Annotated in this window: 15 protein-coding genes and 6 tRNA genes; 19 read left to right on the top strand and 2 right to left on the bottom strand. The window is 52.9% G+C overall.

What is annotated here, in order from left to right; all coding sequences use genetic code 11:
* Positions 1 to 51: 51 nt before the first annotated feature.
* The 5 genes from EDC56_RS08865 (at position 52) to EDC56_RS08845 (ending at position 3,778) form a co-directional block, all read left to right on the top strand.
* The gene (locus tag EDC56_RS08865) at positions 52 to 1,230 is read left to right on the top strand and encodes a D-alanyl-D-alanine carboxypeptidase family protein (protein WP_211333625.1); all 1,179 of its coding nucleotides are present in this window, start codon (positions 52 to 54) and stop codon (positions 1,228 to 1,230) included.
* A 241-nt stretch (positions 1,231 to 1,471) separates the two neighbouring features.
* On the top strand, positions 1,472 to 1,744 hold the full coding sequence (locus EDC56_RS08860; protein ID WP_123712163.1) for an HP0495 family protein: 273 nt from the start codon (positions 1,472 to 1,474) through the stop codon (positions 1,742 to 1,744).
* Position 1,745: 1 nt separating this feature from the next.
* Positions 1,746 to 2,426 (top strand): lipoyl(octanoyl) transferase LipB, encoded by a 681-nt coding sequence (gene lipB / locus EDC56_RS08855; protein ID WP_123712162.1) that lies wholly within the window; start codon positions 1,746 to 1,748, stop codon positions 2,424 to 2,426.
* A 48-nt stretch (positions 2,427 to 2,474) separates the two neighbouring features.
* Positions 2,475 to 2,885, top strand: coding sequence for an SMI1/KNR4 family protein (locus EDC56_RS08850; RefSeq protein ID WP_123712861.1), 411 nt, complete (start codon positions 2,475 to 2,477; stop codon positions 2,883 to 2,885).
* 65 nt (positions 2,886 to 2,950) lie between these two features.
* Positions 2,951 to 3,778 (top strand): M90 family metallopeptidase, encoded by an 828-nt coding sequence (locus EDC56_RS08845; RefSeq protein ID WP_123712161.1) that lies wholly within the window; start codon positions 2,951 to 2,953, stop codon positions 3,776 to 3,778.
* An 8-nt stretch (positions 3,779 to 3,786) separates the two neighbouring features.
* On the opposite strand, the gene greB is transcribed toward EDC56_RS08845, so the two are convergent.
* Entirely contained in the window at positions 3,787 to 4,305 is a 519-nt protein-coding gene (gene greB, locus EDC56_RS08840; RefSeq protein ID WP_123712160.1) for a transcription elongation factor GreB, read from the bottom strand.
* Positions 4,306 to 4,377: 72 nt separating this feature from the next.
* Here greB and EDC56_RS08835 point away from each other — a divergent pair, with 72 nt between their 5' ends.
* From EDC56_RS08835 to EDC56_RS08785, 11 genes are all read left to right on the top strand, one after another.
* Positions 4,378 to 5,217 (top strand): M23 family metallopeptidase, encoded by an 840-nt coding sequence (locus EDC56_RS08835; protein ID WP_211333624.1) that lies wholly within the window; start codon positions 4,378 to 4,380, stop codon positions 5,215 to 5,217.
* Positions 5,218 to 5,320: 103 nt separating this feature from the next.
* A complete protein-coding gene (locus EDC56_RS08830) occupies positions 5,321 to 5,509 on the top strand; it encodes a Trm112 family protein (protein WP_123712159.1) in 189 nt (62 codons plus the stop codon).
* A gap of 119 nt (positions 5,510 to 5,628) precedes the next feature.
* Positions 5,629 to 8,229 carry an alanine--tRNA ligase gene (alaS, locus tag EDC56_RS08825; protein ID WP_123712158.1) on the top strand — a complete coding sequence of 867 codons (2,601 nt, stop codon included), beginning with the start codon at positions 5,629 to 5,631 and terminating at the stop codon, positions 8,227 to 8,229.
* Between the two features lie 97 nt (positions 8,230 to 8,326).
* The gene (locus tag EDC56_RS08820; protein WP_123712157.1) at positions 8,327 to 9,547 is read left to right on the top strand and encodes an aspartate kinase; all 1,221 of its coding nucleotides are present in this window, start codon (positions 8,327 to 8,329) and stop codon (positions 9,545 to 9,547) included.
* Positions 9,548 to 9,855: 308 nt separating this feature from the next.
* On the top strand, positions 9,856 to 10,047 hold the full coding sequence (gene csrA, locus EDC56_RS08815; RefSeq protein ID WP_123712156.1) for a carbon storage regulator CsrA: 192 nt from the start codon (positions 9,856 to 9,858) through the stop codon (positions 10,045 to 10,047).
* A gap of 59 nt (positions 10,048 to 10,106) precedes the next feature.
* Positions 10,107 to 10,196: transfer RNA gene (locus tag EDC56_RS08810), tRNA-Ser, on the top strand.
* 72 nt (positions 10,197 to 10,268) lie between these two features.
* Positions 10,269 to 10,345, top strand: a tRNA-Arg gene (locus EDC56_RS08805).
* Positions 10,346 to 10,567: 222 nt separating this feature from the next.
* Positions 10,568 to 10,657, top strand: a tRNA-Ser gene (locus EDC56_RS08800).
* A gap of 72 nt (positions 10,658 to 10,729) precedes the next feature.
* Positions 10,730 to 10,806 (top strand) — tRNA-Arg (locus EDC56_RS08795).
* Positions 10,807 to 11,033: 227 nt separating this feature from the next.
* A tRNA-Arg gene (locus EDC56_RS08790) sits at positions 11,034 to 11,110 on the top strand.
* Between the two features lie 208 nt (positions 11,111 to 11,318).
* Positions 11,319 to 11,395 (top strand) — tRNA-Arg (locus EDC56_RS08785).
* A 197-nt stretch (positions 11,396 to 11,592) separates the two neighbouring features.
* Here EDC56_RS08785 and EDC56_RS08780 read toward each other — a convergent pair.
* Positions 11,593 to 12,549, bottom strand: coding sequence for a tRNA dihydrouridine synthase (locus tag EDC56_RS08780; protein ID WP_211333623.1), 957 nt, complete (start codon positions 12,547 to 12,549; stop codon positions 11,593 to 11,595).
* Positions 12,550 to 12,786: 237 nt separating this feature from the next.
* On the opposite strand from EDC56_RS08780, the gene EDC56_RS08775 reads away from it, so the two are divergent.
* Genes EDC56_RS08775 through EDC56_RS08765 form a run of 3 tightly spaced genes read left to right on the top strand, consistent with a single transcriptional unit; the run spans position 12,787 to position 16,224 of the window.
* On the top strand, positions 12,787 to 13,044 hold the full coding sequence (locus tag EDC56_RS08775; protein ID WP_123712155.1) for an OadG family protein: 258 nt from the start codon (positions 12,787 to 12,789) through the stop codon (positions 13,042 to 13,044).
* Between the two features lie 57 nt (positions 13,045 to 13,101).
* A complete protein-coding gene (gene oadA, locus EDC56_RS08770; protein WP_123712154.1) occupies positions 13,102 to 14,907 on the top strand; it encodes a sodium-extruding oxaloacetate decarboxylase subunit alpha in 1,806 nt (601 codons plus the stop codon).
* A 12-nt stretch (positions 14,908 to 14,919) separates the two neighbouring features.
* Positions 14,920 to 16,224 (top strand): sodium ion-translocating decarboxylase subunit beta, encoded by a 1,305-nt coding sequence (locus EDC56_RS08765; protein WP_123712153.1) that lies wholly within the window; start codon positions 14,920 to 14,922, stop codon positions 16,222 to 16,224.
* The last annotated feature ends 179 nt before the right edge of the window (positions 16,225 to 16,403 follow it).

The raw sequence follows: 16,403 nt of genomic DNA, 5'->3' as shown, positions 1-16,403 counted from the left end.
TTCATTGTGGGCTTGTCGGTCCAGAAACAATTAACAAATTTGAAGATGAATATGCTTAAGTTATTATCGGTTTGCACACTCGTTTGTGCCAGTGTGATCTCATCGGTTGCCGCCGTAGCGGCGCCGTCACCTTCCCTTATCCCTGCTGAGCCAAATTTGGCTGCGAAGTCATGGGTGTTGATGGATGCCGACAGCGGAGCTGTGTTGGCGCAAAAAAACGCTGATGAACGACTACCGCCGGCGAGCTTAACTAAAATGATGACCAGCTATGTGCTCTCCTATGAGGAAGCGCAAGGTAACGTCACCAAAGATGACTTGGTAAAGGTTAGTCGTAACGCCTGGGCATCGAACCCAAAGTTTAAGGGTTCATCACTGATGTGGATCGAGGTCGGTAAGCAGGTCAAGCTTGGTGACTTGCATCGCGGCATTATCATCTCCTCGGGCAATGATGCGAGTGTTGCAGTGGCAGAATACCTCGCCGGCAGCGAAGACGGTTTCGCACAGGTGATGAATAAGCATGCTGAGCTATTGGGCATGACTAACACCCATTTCGTTAACTCTTGCGGTCTACCTGCTGAAGGGCATTACAGTACTGCACACGATATGGCGCGTTTAGCGAAGGGCATCATCCGAGACTTCCCTGAAGACTACGAGATGTACTCGGAGCGTGAATTTACCTATAACGGCATCCGCACACCGAACAGAAATAAGCTGTTGTGGCGCGACCCTAGCGTCGACGGTTTGAAGACCGGCCATACCAAGGAAGCGGGCTATTGCCTTGTCGCTTCAGCCAAGCGCCAGGACATGCGACTAATCGCTGCTGTGATGGGTACGCGTAGCGAAGAGGCACGAGTGCAGGAGACGCAAAAGCTGTTGAGCTACGGTTTCCGTTATTATGAGACAAGCACCCTTTATCGCGCAGCAGAAGAAGTGACGACGACACGAGTTTGGTCGGGAGAGAGCGACTCGGTGGCCTTGGGGTTGAAGTCTGATCTAGTGCTGACGATCGCCCGCGGCCAACGTAAAAACCTGTCAGTAGACATGGTGATTGACGATGTGATTAAAGCGCCGTTTGAAAACGGGCAGGAACTGGGTCGCTTGGTGATTACACTGGATGGCCAAGAACTGGCCAATGAGCCTTTAGTGGCGCTGCAGGCGGTAGAGCAGTCGGGCTTTATTAATCGTATATGGGATTCTATCGTTTTGTTTTTCCGAGGTATTTTTTCATAGCCGTTAACGATTAGCCGTTGACGTGCGGGTGACAGCCTAGGCTGCCCGCGCTTTTGTCTGGAGAAGGGCTCTGCATTAGCAGGGCCCTTCTTGTATAATGAGCAAAGAAAGAGTCTGCCGCTCGATATATGCACAGCCGTATATCGATAAAGTGTCTTATACAAAGCTGTATTGAGATGTTGGCAGAGCGAGTGAATTGATGAGCTAAGCGTTGATGCGTTAAGCGCTTAATGAGGTAGGTATGAGTAAGGCCCCGCAAGATCCCCCAAAAATTGAGTTTCCCTGTGACTATTTAATTAAGGTCATCGGCGATGCCGAGCACGACTTCCCGGTCGTTGTTTGCGAGGTGATGGCGAAGCATGATGAGAGCTTCGACGGTCAGTTTACTGTACGCAACAGTGGCAAGGGCACGTTTGCTTCGGTGAATGTGACGATTACGGCGACAGGAGAGATACAGTTGGCCGCAATACACGCCGACTTGCAGGCGACTGGCCGCGTTCGCATGGTGATATAGCGTGACCGATACACCGTTTAACAGCCGCCATCCACTCGTGGTCAGAACGCCTGGTTTGGTCGACTATAACTCGACTTTTGCCGCTATGCAGCAATTCACCGAGAGGCGTGATGCGAACTCGCTTGATGAGTTGTGGGTGCTGCAGCATCAGCCGGTATTCACTCAGGGGCGCGCGGGCAAACCAGAGCACCTGTTGGCGACCGGCGATATTCCTGTGGTGCAGGCTGATCGTGGTGGCCAGGTGACTTACCACGGTCCCGGTCAGCTGGTGATCTATCTGCTGATCGATATAAAACGTCTGGCGATGAATGTTCGCGAGCTGGTTGATTTGATTGAGCAGAGTATCGTCTCGACATTGGCGGGCTTTGGCATTGCCGCGGCACCGAAGGCAGACGCTCCGGGAGTCTATGTGCAGGGCGATAAGATCGCCTCGCTCGGGTTGCGCATTCGCCGGGGGTGTTCGTTCCACGGTCTGGCACTAAATATCGACAATGATTTGTCACCGTTTCAGCGGATTAACCCCTGTGGGTATGCTGGCATGAAGATGACCAGTGTCAGTGCGATTCTCGAGGAGGCGCCCGCCGATCTTTTTGCGCGTGTCGAGCAACAGATGATCGAGGAGCTGAGCCAACGGTTGGGTTATCCGCAGCGGTGCACGGAAAAGACGCTGCCTTCGCAGTAACTAATTAGTATTGGCTGAGTGGTCAATCATAGACAGTGAGAGATGAAGATGAACGATGCCCTCGAGATGTTGCGTGCGGTCAATGAGACGGTCTCGGTACCGTTAGAACTACCAGAGCACGATGATTTGGTCGACGTTGAGGAGCTAATACTGATTGGCATTCCCGCTGACTTTCGTGAGTACTTGCTGCAGGCGAGTGACGTCATCTATGGCTATTATGAGCCGGTGACCGCGGCGGACCCCAACTCCCACACTTATCTGCCCGAGGTGGCAAGCTATGCCTGGTCTATCGGTGTCCCGCGTGAGCTTATCCCATTGTGTGAGTCTCGCGGTGACTATTACTGCGTCAACGAGGTGGGCGAGGTAGTGCTGTGGCGAGATGGTCAGGTGACGGAAGGTGAGTGGCCGACAATTTGGCACTGGATTAAGGGTGTGTGGTTGGCTGATGTCGTCTGGTAGCCTGCGTGGCTAAGTAGCCTCTTATTTTGCTCTGTGATGATTAACAATAACAGTAAGGAGAGCGTATGTTCAGCTGGGTTAAGCACCTCTTCGGTCGAGATAATGACGAAGCCGCGTTAGAGTGGCAGCCGCAATGGTCGGCGTTCTTGGCTGCACAGGTAGCGTTTTATCGGGTATTAACGGCTGAAGACAAGCGGCTTTTCGAGCAGCGTGTGTTGCTGTTTCTACAAACGACCAGAGTCGAGGCCGCGCCGGCTGAAGTGAGCGATGAAGACTGCCTGTTAGTGGCCGCTAGTGCGATTATTCCTGTGTGGGGCTTTCCTGGCTGGCACTATTTTAATTTACGCGTGGTCTACCTGCTGCCAGGGGCCTTTAATCATCGCTATGAGTGCGGTCAATCAGATTCGACGATCACCGGCATGGTCGGCACTGGCGATATGGTGGGGCGGATGGCGCTGTCGCGACCAGCGCTTTACCAAGGCTTTGCCAATAGCCGTGATCGCAGCAACGTCGGTATTCATGAGTTTGTGCATCTTATCGATATGGCTGACGGTGAGTGTGACGGCTACCCTGAGCGGATGAAGGAATACGCTTTCTCGATCCCCTGGTTCGAGCTAGTGGCGCATAAAATACATGAGATAGAGGGGCACGACAGCAACATCGACCCCTATGCGATGACCAATCGCTCGGAATTTTTTGCGGTGACTTCAGAGTACTTTTTTGAACGCCCGAAGATGATGCAGCGTAAACACCCGCAGTTGTTTGCCGCGCTCAGTGCGTTTTATCAACAGGATGTGCTGGCTATCGAAAAGGATGTGCAGCCGAGAAAAGATCAGCCTTGTCCTTGCGGCAGTGAGCGTCGCTATCGTGACTGCTGTATGCCGGTCGAGTAAGTTGGCTGCTACTCCATCGGCTGCTCGAGAAAGTGGTAGCTGATGGTGATGACATAATAGAGCTGTTCGCCGTTGGGCGTGTGCACCGCGAACTCGTCATCGACTTGCTTACCGAACATCGCTTTGGCAACCGGTGCATCCATACTCAACTTGTTGCTCTTCAGGTCGAACTCGTCGGGGCCGACAATGGTGTAGCGTTGTGTCTCGCCCTCTTCGTTTTCGATCGTGACGGTGGCGCCAAAATAGATTTTTTCTTGGTTGCTGGGTGGTTGACTGACAACGGTGACGGCTTCTAAACGCTTGGTCAGATAGCGAACGCGGCTATCGATCTCGCGCAGGCGTTTCTTGCCGTAGATGTAGTCGCCGTTTTCAGAGCGGTCACCGTTGAGGGCGGCTTCGTGAACAGCTTGGGTAACAAGGGGGCGCTCGATCTTCCAGAGCTGGTGCAGCTCATCCTTGAGTACCTTCTCACCAAATTTAGAGATATAGTTTGAACCCCAGCGTCGGGGTGGGCGATAGCGTCCCATGTCAGCTCTCGAGTTGAGTGGTCAAAAGTCGTTTGATTAGCTATGCACAATAACATTTTTCGGAGCAAATGATTGAACAAGCAAAAAGGTTATATCGTCGCCCTCATCTGTAGTGTCATCTGTTTATGGGCAGGGCAGGCCGCAGCTGACGAGCCGTTGGCAAAAATCACCTTGAGCGGGGAACTGCAGCAGGGAGGGGTGATTTTTGGCCGCAGCGACCGTGATGGCCGTGTCTTTATCGATGGTCGAGAAGTGGTGCTCGATCAGCAACATCGGTTTGTCTTCGGCTTAGACCGGGATGCGGCTGAGGGGGTGACGGTGGTGTTTCGTCATGCTAATGGTGTAGAGCAGGCTGAGACCTACCCAGTGGCTAAACGAGAGTATCGGATGCAGCGTATCGAAGGTATTAAGCGCTCGATTATGCAGCCCAGCGAGGAGAAGTTGCAACGTATTCGAGAGGAGGCGGCGCAGGTGAAGCGTGCACGAGAGGCAGATTTAGATCAGACGGCTTGGCATCAGCGCTTTATTTGGCCGATTAAGGGGCGAATTACAGGTGTGTTTGGTTCGCAGCGTGTCTATAATGGCGTGCCGGCTAGACCGCATTACGGTATTGATATCGCGGCACCGGTGGGGGCGAAGGTGATCGCACCCGCGGCAGGGGTGGTTACTCTTGCCCATAAGAATATGTTTTATTCGGGCGGCACCGTGATTATTGATCACGGTCGCGGCCTCTCGTCGGCCTTCTTACACCTGAGTAAACTACATGTGAAAGTCGGGCAGCAGTTACAGCAGGGCGACTTGCTGGGCGAAGTGGGATCGACGGGGCGCTCGACAGGGCCACATCTGGACTGGCGTATGAACTGGTTTGATCGCCGTGTCGATGCCCAATTAATGGTGCCCGCTATGCGCTGAATAGGCGATAGCTAAAAAGGCATAGAGAGTTGCCGAGACTTTGCTCGGCCATGACAATGAAAGATCGGTCGTCGATAGACGGCCATGATGAGAAGGTAACAAGATGATCGATAAAAAATTGCTGAGCATCCTGGTTTGTCCTGTGACCAAGGCTCCGGTAGAGCTAAATGCTGAGAAGACTGAGGTTATTTGCTATGCCAGTGGCCTAGCCTACCCTGTACGCGATGGCATTCCGGTGATGCTGGAGACCGAGGCGCGTGCCTTGACTGAGGCGGAGAAAGAGGCCCGATAGTTTGGGTGCCTGAAGAAACTACCCAGAGTGCGGTGGATTTCATTATAATTTGGCCTTTTACTGCCGTGCTGGCGGTGGTTGGCCGCTAGACTAGTTTAGATTTTGACGGATGTGTGACGATGAAGAGTACTGAAATACGCGAGGCTTTTTTAAAGTTTTACGAGAGTAAGGGGCACCAACGTGTTGCCAGTAGTTCGCTAGTACCGGGTAATGACCCGACACTACTCTTCACCAATGCGGGTATGGTGCAATTTAAAGATGTGTTTCTCGGTCAGGAGAGTCGCCCCTATAAGACAGCGACCAGCTCTCAGCGCTGTGTGCGTGCTGGCGGTAAACATAACGATCTAGAGAACGTCGGCTATACCGCTCGTCATCACACCTTCTTCGAGATGCTCGGTAACTTTAGTTTTGGTGATTACTTCAAGCGTGAAGCGATCAAGTACGCCTGGGAGTTCCTGACCGAGGTGTTACAGCTGCCGGAGGAGAAACTCTGGGTCACCGTGCATATCTCCGATCAAGAGGCCGAAGATATTTGGCTGAAAGAGATGGGTGTGAGTGCTGAGCGCTTCTCTCGTCTCGATGAAGATAACTTTTGGCAGATGGGCGATACCGGTCCCTGTGGCCCAAGCTCCGAAATTTTTTATGACCACGGTGAGGATGTCTTTGGTGGGCCACCGGGCTCGCCAAATGACGATGGCGATCGTTACATTGAGATCTGGAACCTGGTCTTTATGCAGTACGAGCGCTCGGCCAGCGGCCAGGCGGAGCTGCCTAACCCCTCTATCGATACCGGTATGGGCTTAGAGCGTATCGCTGCGATCATGCAGGGCGTGCACACTAACTACGAAATCGATATGTTTCAGGCGCTGCTGCAGGCAGTAGCGAAAGAGACTGGTGCGACCGACATGGAGGACAAGTCGTTGCGTGTCGTCGCCGACCATATTCGCTCCTGTGCCTTCCTGATTGTGGACGGTATCTTGCCGGGTAACGAAGGGCGTGCCTACGTTCTTCGCCGGATTATGCGCCGCGCGATCCGTCACGGTAATAAGCTCGGAGCTAGCTCTGCCTTCTTCTACAAGTTGGTGGCGACACTGGTCAAGGAGATGGGCGACGCCTATCCCGAATTGGTTGAGCAGCAGGCGCAGATCGAGAAGATCATCCTCGCCGAAGAGCAGCAGTTTGCCAAGACGCTGGAGAACGGCATGGCCATTCTCAACGCGGCGATCGATGACTTGCAAGATAATGTGTTGCCCGGTGATGTGGTGTTCAAGCTTTATGACACCTATGGCTTTCCTGTCGACCTGACTAACGATATTGCGCGTGAGCGTGAGCTGGTGCTGGACATGGAAGGCTATGAGCTGGCGATGCAGGCACAGCGTCAGCGCTCCAAGGGCGCGGGAAGCTTCGAACTCGACTACAACCAAAGCTTCAAGATGGAAGGTAGCACAGAGTTCACCGGTCACACGGATAGCACGGCTGAGGCTAAAGTCGTTGCATTGTTGGTTGAAGGCGAGCGTGTCGATTCAGTCGTCGCAGGCAGTAAGGCCGTGATCGTGCTAGATCGTACGCCGTTCTACGCTGAGGCTGGCGGCCAGGTTGGCGACTGTGGCTATATCAGCAGCGATGCTGCACGCTTCGAAGCCACTGATACCACCAAGGCCGGCGGCCATCATCTGCACCATGGTGTTGTACTAGAGGGTAGCCTAAGCTTGGGTGACACCGTTACTGCAAGTATTAATAGTGCCGTACGCAAAGCCATTGCCGTCAACCACTCAGCGACCCACTTGTTGCACGCAGCATTGCGTAAGGTCGTCGGTGAGCAGGTGGCACAGAAGGGCTCGTTGGTCACTTCGGAGCGCTTACGTTTTGACTTCTCTAACTTCGAGGCGGTGACGCCCGCGCAGCTTCGTGCTGTTGAAGAGATGGTGAACGCACAGGTGCGCGCTAACGTAGCGGTCTCGGTCGAGCTCACTGATATGGAGTCGGCGAAGCAAAAGGGCGCGATGGCGTTGTTTGGCGAGAAGTATGGCGACGTGGTGCGCTTACTGAGCATGGGAGAAGAGAACTTCTCGGTCGAGCTCTGTGGCGGCACACACGTCGAGCGCACTGGCGATATAGGTTTGATCCGTATTGTTAGCGAGAGCGGTATCGCCTCTGGCGTACGTCGACTAGAGGCGGTCACCGGAGCTCAGGCCATGGCCCTGTTCGAGCAAACCGATGCTGAGCTGATGACGATCGCAGCTACCGTTAAAGGCAATAGAGATAACGTGGTGACTAAGGTGGAAGGCCTAGTACAAACTAACCGTCAACTGGAGAAGCAGATTCAGCAGTTGCAGGCCAAGTTGGCGAGTGCCGCGGGCAGTGATCTGGCCAGTGAGGCCTTCGAAGTGGCGGGAATCAAAATTCTGATTGCTAAGCTTGAAGGTGTGGAAGCAAAGGCCCTGCGCGACACTATCGATCAGCTGAAGAACAAGCTGGGTAAGGCGGCTATCGTCTTAGCGGGCGTCAACGACGGCAAGGTTGCGTTGGCGGCAGGTGTGACTAAGGCAGAGGCTAAGTCGATTAAAGCGGGCGACATGTTGCGCCAGCTGGCGACAGCGATCGGTGGCAAAGGCGGCGGTAAGCCTGAAATGGCACAGGGTGGCGGCGGTGATAGCGCAGCCCTGCCTGCGGCTATCGATGAGCTAAAGGTTTGGGCGCAGCAGCAGCTCGAACAGTAGGGTGGTGGGCTCGCCCTGTGGCGAGCCCGATTTGGCACCCTCAAAGAATAACGATAATATCGACATGAAAGATATCTTAGCAGGGTAGAGCATCGCTATGAGCCTATTAGTACAGAAGTTTGGCGGCACCTCAGTGGGCTCAATAGAGCGCATTAAGGCGGTAGCCAATAAAGTGGCAAAGTTTCGCGCCGAGGGGCATGACATCGTCGTCGTGGTGTCGGCGATGAGTGGTGAGACCAATCGATTATTGGGCTTGGCCGCTGAAATCTCCAGTCATCCCGAGCCTCGAGAGATGGATGTATTGGTCTCCACCGGGGAACAGGTCACCATCGCGCTGTTAACCATGGCGCTGATCGATCGTGGTCTAGAAGCTAAGTCCTATACCGGTAAGCAGGTACAGATTCTCACCGATAGCACGCACACCAAGGCGCGTATTGAGCGTATCGATGAGGTGAAGATGCGCGCTGATTTAAAGGCGGGTCGTGTGGTGGTGGTGGCTGGTTTCCAGGGCAGTGATGAGCACGGTAACATTACCACGCTCGGTCGAGGCGGTTCAGACACCTCAGCGGTCGCGCTCGCTGCAGCGTTAAAAGCCGATGAGTGTCAAATATATACCGACGTCGATGGGGTTTATACGACTGATCCTCGGGTCGTGGATAAGGCCGCGCGCCTAGATAAGATCACCTTCGAAGAGATGCTGGAAATGGCTTCTCTTGGTTCAAAGATTTTGCAGATTCGCTCGGTTGAGTTTGCGGGGAAATATAAAGTACCACTGCGTGTTCTCTCGAGTTTTGAAGAGGGCCCGGGTACGTTAATTACTATTGAGGATGAGGTCGCTATGGAGGCTCCAGCAATATCCGGTATCGCTTTTACCCGCGATGAGGCAAAACTAACTATCGTAGGCGTTCCCGATACGCCGGGTGTCGCCAGTAAGATTTTGGGGCCGGTCAGTGACGCCAATGTAGAGATCGATGTGATCGTACAAAACACGACGGCAGACGGCACGACCGATTTTACCTTCACCGTGGCGCGCAGTGAGCTGGCGAAGGCGGAGAAGATACTTCAAGGTACGGCGGCAGAGCTGAAGGCGCGCGAAGTGATTGCCGACGATGGCATCTGCAAGGTTTCGATCGTGGGTGTAGGGATGCGCTCCCATGCCGGTGTTGCCAGTAAGATGTTTGCCGCATTGGCTGAGGTTGGCATCAACATACAGCTGATTACCACATCGGAGATTAAGATCTCTGTGGTGATTGATGAGAAGTTTATGGAGCTCGCCGTGCGCGCGTTGCACTCCGCATTTGAGTTGGATGTGGAGTAAGTGATGGTTTTATTCTGACCGTCAAATAAATGATACAAAATGGGTAGATTCTTGCAGAGCTCGCTAGCAAGCGCGGGGCTTGCAGTGTAATCTACTGTTAATTTAGTTAATTCTACTCACTAGGGAAGCATGAGTGTTGCGCCTTGAATTGATTCAAGGTGCAAATAAAGGGAGTTTGGATTGTATTTTATTATAGCTCGTCAATACTAAACAAAGGAATGTACATCCTACGGTTTAAGTGTTGTGGGATGTGGATGCTGGTTGTTGTCATATGATGTGATACCAGTTCTTTAATTAGGAGATTTAGAATGCTTATTTTGACCCGTCGTATCGGTGAAACACTAATGGTTGGAGATGATGTCACCGTGACAGTACTTGGGGTTAAAGGGAACCAAGTTAGGCTCGGCGTTAACGCACCTAAAGAGGTTGCGGTTCACCGTGAGGAGATCTATCAGCGGATCCAGAAGGAAAAAGATGTACCGGCCGACGGTGTCGAGTAAATAAAGCTTAGAAAACGCTTTGCAAATCGAAAAAACATGGTAATATTGCCGCCGTTGCTGGATAGGTGGCCGAGTGGCTGAAGGCGCGCCCCTGCTAAGGGCGTAACGGGGAAACCTGTTCGAGGGTTCGAATCCCTCCCTGTCCGCCATCATTCTTCATTCTAGAGATCCTAGGGATCCTTAAAGTGTTAGAATCATGGCTCGACTTAGAAAGTAACACTGCGCCCGTAGCTCAGCTGGATAGAGTATCTGGCTACGAACCAGAGGGTCGGAGGTTCGAATCCTCCCGGGCGCACCATATTACAGAGAAACCTGTTACGGCTACCGTAGCAGGTTTTTTTATGCCCGTAGAATATGCTCTGCGTACTACTGGCGTATTTTGTTTGCAGTGAGTTATCCGGGTTGCTGATTTTTTATCCAGCTTGCGGGGGCTCTGCTACAAAGGACAGATTAATTGATATTAATCGGTTGTTTTCCCTTTGCATTGGCCGAGAAAATGCGTATTATTGCCGCCGTTGCTGGATAGGTGGCCGAGTGGCTGAAGGCGCGCCCCTGCTAAGGGCGTAACGGGGAAACCTGTTCGAGGGTTCGAATCCCTCCCTGTCCGCCATCACTCTTTATTCTAGAGATCCTAGCGATCTTTGAAATATTAGAGTTATGGTTCGACTTAGAAAGTAACACTGCGCCCGTAGCTCAGCTGGATAGAGTATCTGGCTACGAACCAGAGGGTCGGAGGTTCGAATCCTCCCGGGCGCACCATATTGAAGAGAAACCTGCTACGGCTGCCGTAGCAGGTTTTTTTATGTCTGCGTAATATGCTGCTTAGGCGTAAAAGAGGCTTTTTTACCCTGATGCTGAGGATGGGGCAAATAAAGGTTTTATCGATCTAACAAAATCGTTGTGTGCTCTAGGCTAGGTATAAGCCCCTAGTTGACCGGTTGTACCTAGCTGCGTATATTTCGCCCGGTCAGCAATGATGCTAACGCGCGCCCGTAGCTCAGCTGGATAGAGTATCTGGCTACGAACCAGAGGGTCGGAGGTTCGAATCCTCCCGGGCGCACCATATTGAAGAGAAACCTGCTGCGGCTGCCGTAGCAGGTTTTTTTGTATCCGGAGAAAATGCGCTGTGCTGGGATGATGCTCGTTACCGAGGGAAGAGAGAGCTTTTGGTCAATGTTGCGCTAATGATGGTGTAATGTTGTGGTAAAGGTGTTGACTCAACTAAGGCTGCTGCGTATAGTTCGCCCCCGTTGGCAGAGATGCTTAACGCCGCGCCCGTAGCTCAGCTGGATAGAGTATCTGGCTACGAACCAGAGGGTCGGAGGTTCGAATCCTCCCGGGCGCACCATATTGAAGAGAAACCTGCTACGGCTGCCGTAGCAGGTTTTTTTATGCCTGTTAATCATGCCTTCCAGGGCGCTCGCGACTGTCGGCAGTTACTGGGAGTAGTTACTGGGAGTAGTTGCTAGGAGTGGTTACTGGGGATAGTTACTGGGGATAGTTACTGGGAATAGTTACTGGGAATAGCCGCTGACAATAAAAAATTTATGCATTCTCAAGCTGTTGCTGAAGCTGCTTGAGTAGCTCCGTTGGGTCTTGTAGTCGTTTTACAGCTTCAAAGGTTTCGGCGGCCTCAGGGTAGTTGCGCTGTAGGTACATGAGCCACTGTTTGATGCGGTTACCAGCATGCTTTCTCGGGTAGCGTTCTATATTGTCGCTCTGTAGGGCGATAATGATCGGCAGTAACTGTTGCCAAGTCATCGCGGTATAGTCCTCGCCAGCCAGTTCTGCCTTGATGATTTTGGCGAGGTCGGGCCGGGCGATGATGCCTCGGCCGAGCATGATATCGTTGCTGCCACTCTGTTGGCGGCAGCGATGATAGTCGTCACTGCACCATATCTCACCATTGGCGATGATGTTGATGGGCCAGCGTTGCGCTTCTATTTTCTGCCAGTAGGCGGGGGCGGTATAGCCTTGTTTACGGGTACGCGCGTGAATGCATAGCTCGTTGGCACCACCGTTGATGGCCGCTTGAATATTATCATCCAGTTTATCGTCGTCGTTAAAGCCGAGTCGTATCTTAACGCTGAGAGGTATGTGATCGGGCAGTGCGCGGCGTGTTGCGCCGATAATGCTTTCGACCAAGGAGGGTTGCTCTAATAGGATGGAGCCTCCCTGGTGGTTGCACACGGTTTTGGCGGGGCAGCCGAAGTTGATGTCAATACCGGCGACGCCGAGCTCTGCTGCGCGTGCGGCGCTTGCTGCCATTAGCGCGGGATTGCTGCCGAGTAGTTGCAGATAGACGGGGGTGCCGCAGCGGGTATGGCCGTTCTGGTCGAGCTCTGGGCAGATACTCAGCAGCTGTCTGCGCTTTAGGGGGTGCTGTGTGACGCGAGCGAACTCGGTGACGCAACGATCGATGCCGCCGATGGCGCTAAAAATCTCTCGAAGGCTGTGGTCGATGACGCCCTCCATAGGGGCGAGCATGATGCGGTGGGTCATAGTGATCTGATGGCGGAGAATGAATGGGCATTATAGGTGAAAACGTCGAAAGTTTGTGGCATTCTATAGATTAAGATGACAGCGTTGTCATCGCTGTGGTTTCACCCTATTTGGTAGTTTTTTTACAAGAAGTAGGTGTATTTGCCTATGTCTGGGATTGCCTGTAGAGTGGCCCACAAAGCTATTTTGATGGTCTGTCGACGCTCTAGGTGTCGTGCCAGGAGGAGATAAATAATAATGCAGGAATCAATATTGCAACAGGGTGCCGACCTGATGCTCTATGGCATGGGAACCGTATTTGTGTTTCTGACGCTATTGGTCATTGTGACTACGCTGATGTCGTCAATCATCCAGCGTGTGGCGCCTGAGCGGCCGGCACTTCCCGTTAAGGGCATGCCGCAGCCTAATAATAAAGCGAACGGTCAAGTCGACCCACAGTTGACGGCTGTTATCACAGCGGCGATTCATCAGTATCGCAATAAACACGGCAAGTGATACGAGCGATCTAACGCACCCCATTTGAATTATTGATAATAAAGAAGGTTGTCTTCCATGAGTGATAAAAAAGCACTTGGCATCACCGATGTCGTACTTCGTGATGCTCATCAGTCGCTGTTTGCTACGCGTATGCGTATCGATGACATGCTGCCTATTGCCGAGAAACTCGATCAGATTGGTTTTTGGTCGTTGGAAACATGGGGAGGAGCCACTTTTGACTCGTGCATTCGTTATTTAGGTGAGGATCCATGGGAGCGTCTACGCCTCCTGAAGAAGGCGATGCCTAATACGCCGCAGCAGATGCTGTTCCGTGGCCAAAACATTCTCGGCTACCGTCATTATGCAGATGATGTGGTGGAGAAGTTTGTCGAGCGCGCGGCGATCAACGGCATGGATGTCTTCCGTGTCTTCGATGCGATGAATGATGTGCGTAACCTTGAAACTGCGATCAAGGCCGTGAAGAAGCAGGGCAAGCATGCCCAGGGCACGCTCTCTTATACCGTGAGCCCGGTGCATAACATGGACATGTGGATCGACCTTGCTAAGCGTCAGGAAGACATGGGTGTCGATTCCGTGGTGATTAAAGATATGGCAGGCCTGCTGACACCTTATGAGGCCTTTGAGTTGGTTGGTCGCCTGAAAGCGGAGACTGACCTGATTGTACAGTTACACGCCCATGCCACGACAGGGCTCTCTACGGCGACGATCCTGAAAGCTGTTGAAGCGGGCATTGATAATGTCGATACGGCGATCTCCTCCATGTCGATGACCTATGGCCACTCGCCAACAGAGTCTGTCGTTTCGATGCTGAAGGGCACCGACCGTGATACCGGCCTCGATATTGAAGCACTGGAAGATATTGCCGCTTATTTCCGTGAGGTGAGAAAGAAGTACGCTAAGTTTGAAGGTTCGTTGCGTGGCGTCGACTCGCGTATTCTCGTGGCGCAGGTGCCAGGCGGTATGCTGACCAATATGGAGGGGCAGCTGAAGGAGCAGAATGCCGCGGATAAGCTCGATGATGTGTTGGCAGAGATCCCTCGCGTGCGTAAAGACCTCGGCTACTTGCCGTTGGTGACACCGACTTCGCAGATTGTCGGTACCCAGGCGGTGCTGAACGTGTTGACGGGCGAGCGCTATAAGTCCATCACCAAAGAAACCGCCGGTGTGCTTAAGGGAGAATACGGTGAGACGCCAGCGCCGGTCGACACAGCGCTGCAGACCCGTGTTTTAGAGGGTGCTGAGGCGATTACCTGTCGTCCTGCCGACCTGATTGATGATGAAGTGGATAAGTTGACGGCAGAACTAAAGCAGCTGGCGAGCGACAAGTCGATTAGCTTGGCGGACGCAGAAATCGATGATGTGCTGACTTACGCACTGTTCCCGCAGATTGGCCTAAAGTTCCTCGAAAACCGTAACAACCCCTCAGCCTTCGAACCGGTACCGAGTGCTGAAGAGGTGGCACCGGCAGCGAAGGTGGCGGCTAAGCCATCATCACCTGCTGCTGAAGAAGTGTACACCGTAACCGTGAGTGGCCAGCAGTATGTGGTGCAGGTGGCAGAGGGCGGCGATGTGTCTAACATAGCGCCAGTTGCTGCGCCGCAAGCGGCAGCTCAGCCTGTTGCTCATGCTGTCGATCCGGCCACGGGTGGTGGGGAGCCTGTCTGTGCGCCGCTCTCAGGGAATATCTTTAAGGTCAATGTCGGTGTTGGTGAGCATGTGCAGGAGGGTGATGTCATCATCATTCTCGAGGCAATGAAGATGGAGACTGAGGTCCGTGCGGCCCAGTCTGGCGTCGTGGGCTCAATCAGCGTCAAAGAGGGTGACGCCGTCGCCGTCGGTGATGTCCTGTTGACGCTATAAGAGGCCGCGGCGATGGATAACTTAATGAAGCTATGGCTGAGCACGGGGATCTATCAACTGACCCCGGGCCAGTTCTTTATGATATTGGTGGGGCTGTTACTGCTGTTTTTGGCAATCAAAAAGGGCTTCGAGCCTTTGTTGCTGGTGCCGATCGGCTTTGGTGGCATTCTTGCCAACATCCCCGGTGCGGGGTTAGCTTATTCGGCAGTAGAGAACGCGGTCTACTCGGGTACGCCTGAGGTGTTACAGCAGTTAGGTGCGGTACTCGGTGTCAGCGATATTGGCGACCCTCATGCGTTGCTTGAGGCGTATCACAATGCGTCGGCGGCGGTGCATACTGCCGCTATCAACGTGGCGAACGATAGTACTTTCGTTAACGGTATGCTCTACAACTTCTATACCGTCTCCATTGCCAGCGGTGTGGCGCCGCTGTTGATTTTTATGGGGGTTGGGGCAATGACTGACTTTGGGCCGCTACTGGCGAACCCGAAGACACTGTTCCTCGGCGCTGCAGCACAGTTTGGTATCTTCGCAACGGTATTGGGTGCGGTGGCGATGTCTAACTTTGGCATCATGGACTTTAGTATCGCCGATGCGGCAGCGATTGGTATCATTGGCGGTGCCGATGGCCCAACAGCGATCTATGTTTCAAGTATGCTGGCGCCGGACTTGTTGGGTGCTATCGCCGTTGCTGCGTACTCTTACATGGCATTGGTACCGATGATTCAGCCGCCGATCATGATGGCGCTGACCACTGAGGCCGAGCGTAAAATCGAGATGGTGCAACTGCGTCATGTGCCACGTCTTGAGAAAATATGCTTCCCTATCGCGCTATTGATCCTGGTGGCGTTATTCCTGCCAGATGCAGCGCCGTTGTTGGGGATGTTTTGTTTCGGTAACCTGATGAAGGAGTGTGGTGTCGTCGAGCGTTTGAGTGATACGGCACAAAACGCCCTGATTAACATCGTCACTATCTTCCTCGGTCTCTCTGTTGGTTCGAAGCTCAGTGCGGATAAGTTTCTCGATCTGAGTACGCTAGGTATCCTGCTGCTGGGTATGGTTGCCTTTGCTATCGGCACCGCGGCAGGCGTATTAATGGCTAAGTTGATGAACGTTGTTAGCAAGCATAAGGTGAACCCACTGATTGGCTCGGCCGGTGTTTCGGCGGTGCCGATGGCGGCACGGGTGTCGAATAAGGTTGGCTTGGACGCCAATCCGCACAATTTCTTGCTGATGCATGCGATGGGGCCCAACGTTGCCGGTGTCATCGGTTCGGCGGTGGCGGCGGGGGTGATGATTGCCTTGATTGGTGGTTAGGCGACCGTCGTTAGTGTTTGCTTGATGAAAGGCGAAGTCATTATTAATGGCTTCGCCTTTTTGCTATCAATTATTACCGTTTATTAACGAATGGATTAATAAAAAGTGTTAAGTATTTCGTCATAATTATTACATGTTCTAGCTGATAAGATGAATGTGATGTTTTAAGGGCAAAATTC

Origin of the sequence: Sinobacterium caligoides, from assembly GCF_003752585.1 — a bacterium.
Taxonomy (GTDB): Bacteria; Pseudomonadota; Gammaproteobacteria; order Pseudomonadales; family Sinobacteriaceae; genus Sinobacterium; species Sinobacterium caligoides.
Note: the sequence above shows the minus strand (reverse complement) of the source record. Positions and strands in the feature narration are given on the sequence as shown.

Excerpts from the sequence above, each read along its gene's own strand:
- EDC56_RS08865 (WP_211333625.1), top strand. The coding sequence starts at position 52 with ATGCTTAAGTTATTATCGGTTTGCACACTCGTTTGTGCCAGTGTGATC.
- EDC56_RS08860 (WP_123712163.1), top strand. The coding sequence starts at position 1,472 with ATGAGTAAGGCCCCGCAAGATCCCCCAAAAATTGAGTTTCCCTGTGAC.
- EDC56_RS08850 (WP_123712861.1), top strand. The coding sequence starts at position 2,475 with ATGAACGATGCCCTCGAGATGTTGCGTGCGGTCAATGAGACGGTCTCG.
- EDC56_RS08845 (WP_123712161.1), top strand. The coding sequence starts at position 2,951 with ATGTTCAGCTGGGTTAAGCACCTCTTCGGTCGAGATAATGACGAAGCC.
- greB (WP_123712160.1), bottom strand. The coding sequence starts at position 4,305 with ATGGGACGCTATCGCCCACCCCGACGCTGGGGTTCAAACTATATCTCT.
- EDC56_RS08830 (WP_123712159.1), top strand. The coding sequence starts at position 5,321 with ATGATCGATAAAAAATTGCTGAGCATCCTGGTTTGTCCTGTGACCAAG.
- alaS (WP_123712158.1), top strand. The coding sequence starts at position 5,629 with ATGAAGAGTACTGAAATACGCGAGGCTTTTTTAAAGTTTTACGAGAGT.
- EDC56_RS08820 (WP_123712157.1), top strand. The coding sequence starts at position 8,327 with ATGAGCCTATTAGTACAGAAGTTTGGCGGCACCTCAGTGGGCTCAATA.
- csrA (WP_123712156.1), top strand. The coding sequence starts at position 9,856 with ATGCTTATTTTGACCCGTCGTATCGGTGAAACACTAATGGTTGGAGAT.
- EDC56_RS08780 (WP_211333623.1), bottom strand. The coding sequence starts at position 12,549 with ATGACCCACCGCATCATGCTCGCCCCTATGGAGGGCGTCATCGACCAC.
- EDC56_RS08775 (WP_123712155.1), top strand. The coding sequence starts at position 12,787 with ATGCAGGAATCAATATTGCAACAGGGTGCCGACCTGATGCTCTATGGC.
- oadA (WP_123712154.1), top strand. The coding sequence starts at position 13,102 with ATGAGTGATAAAAAAGCACTTGGCATCACCGATGTCGTACTTCGTGAT.
- EDC56_RS08765 (WP_123712153.1), top strand. The coding sequence starts at position 14,920 with ATGGATAACTTAATGAAGCTATGGCTGAGCACGGGGATCTATCAACTG.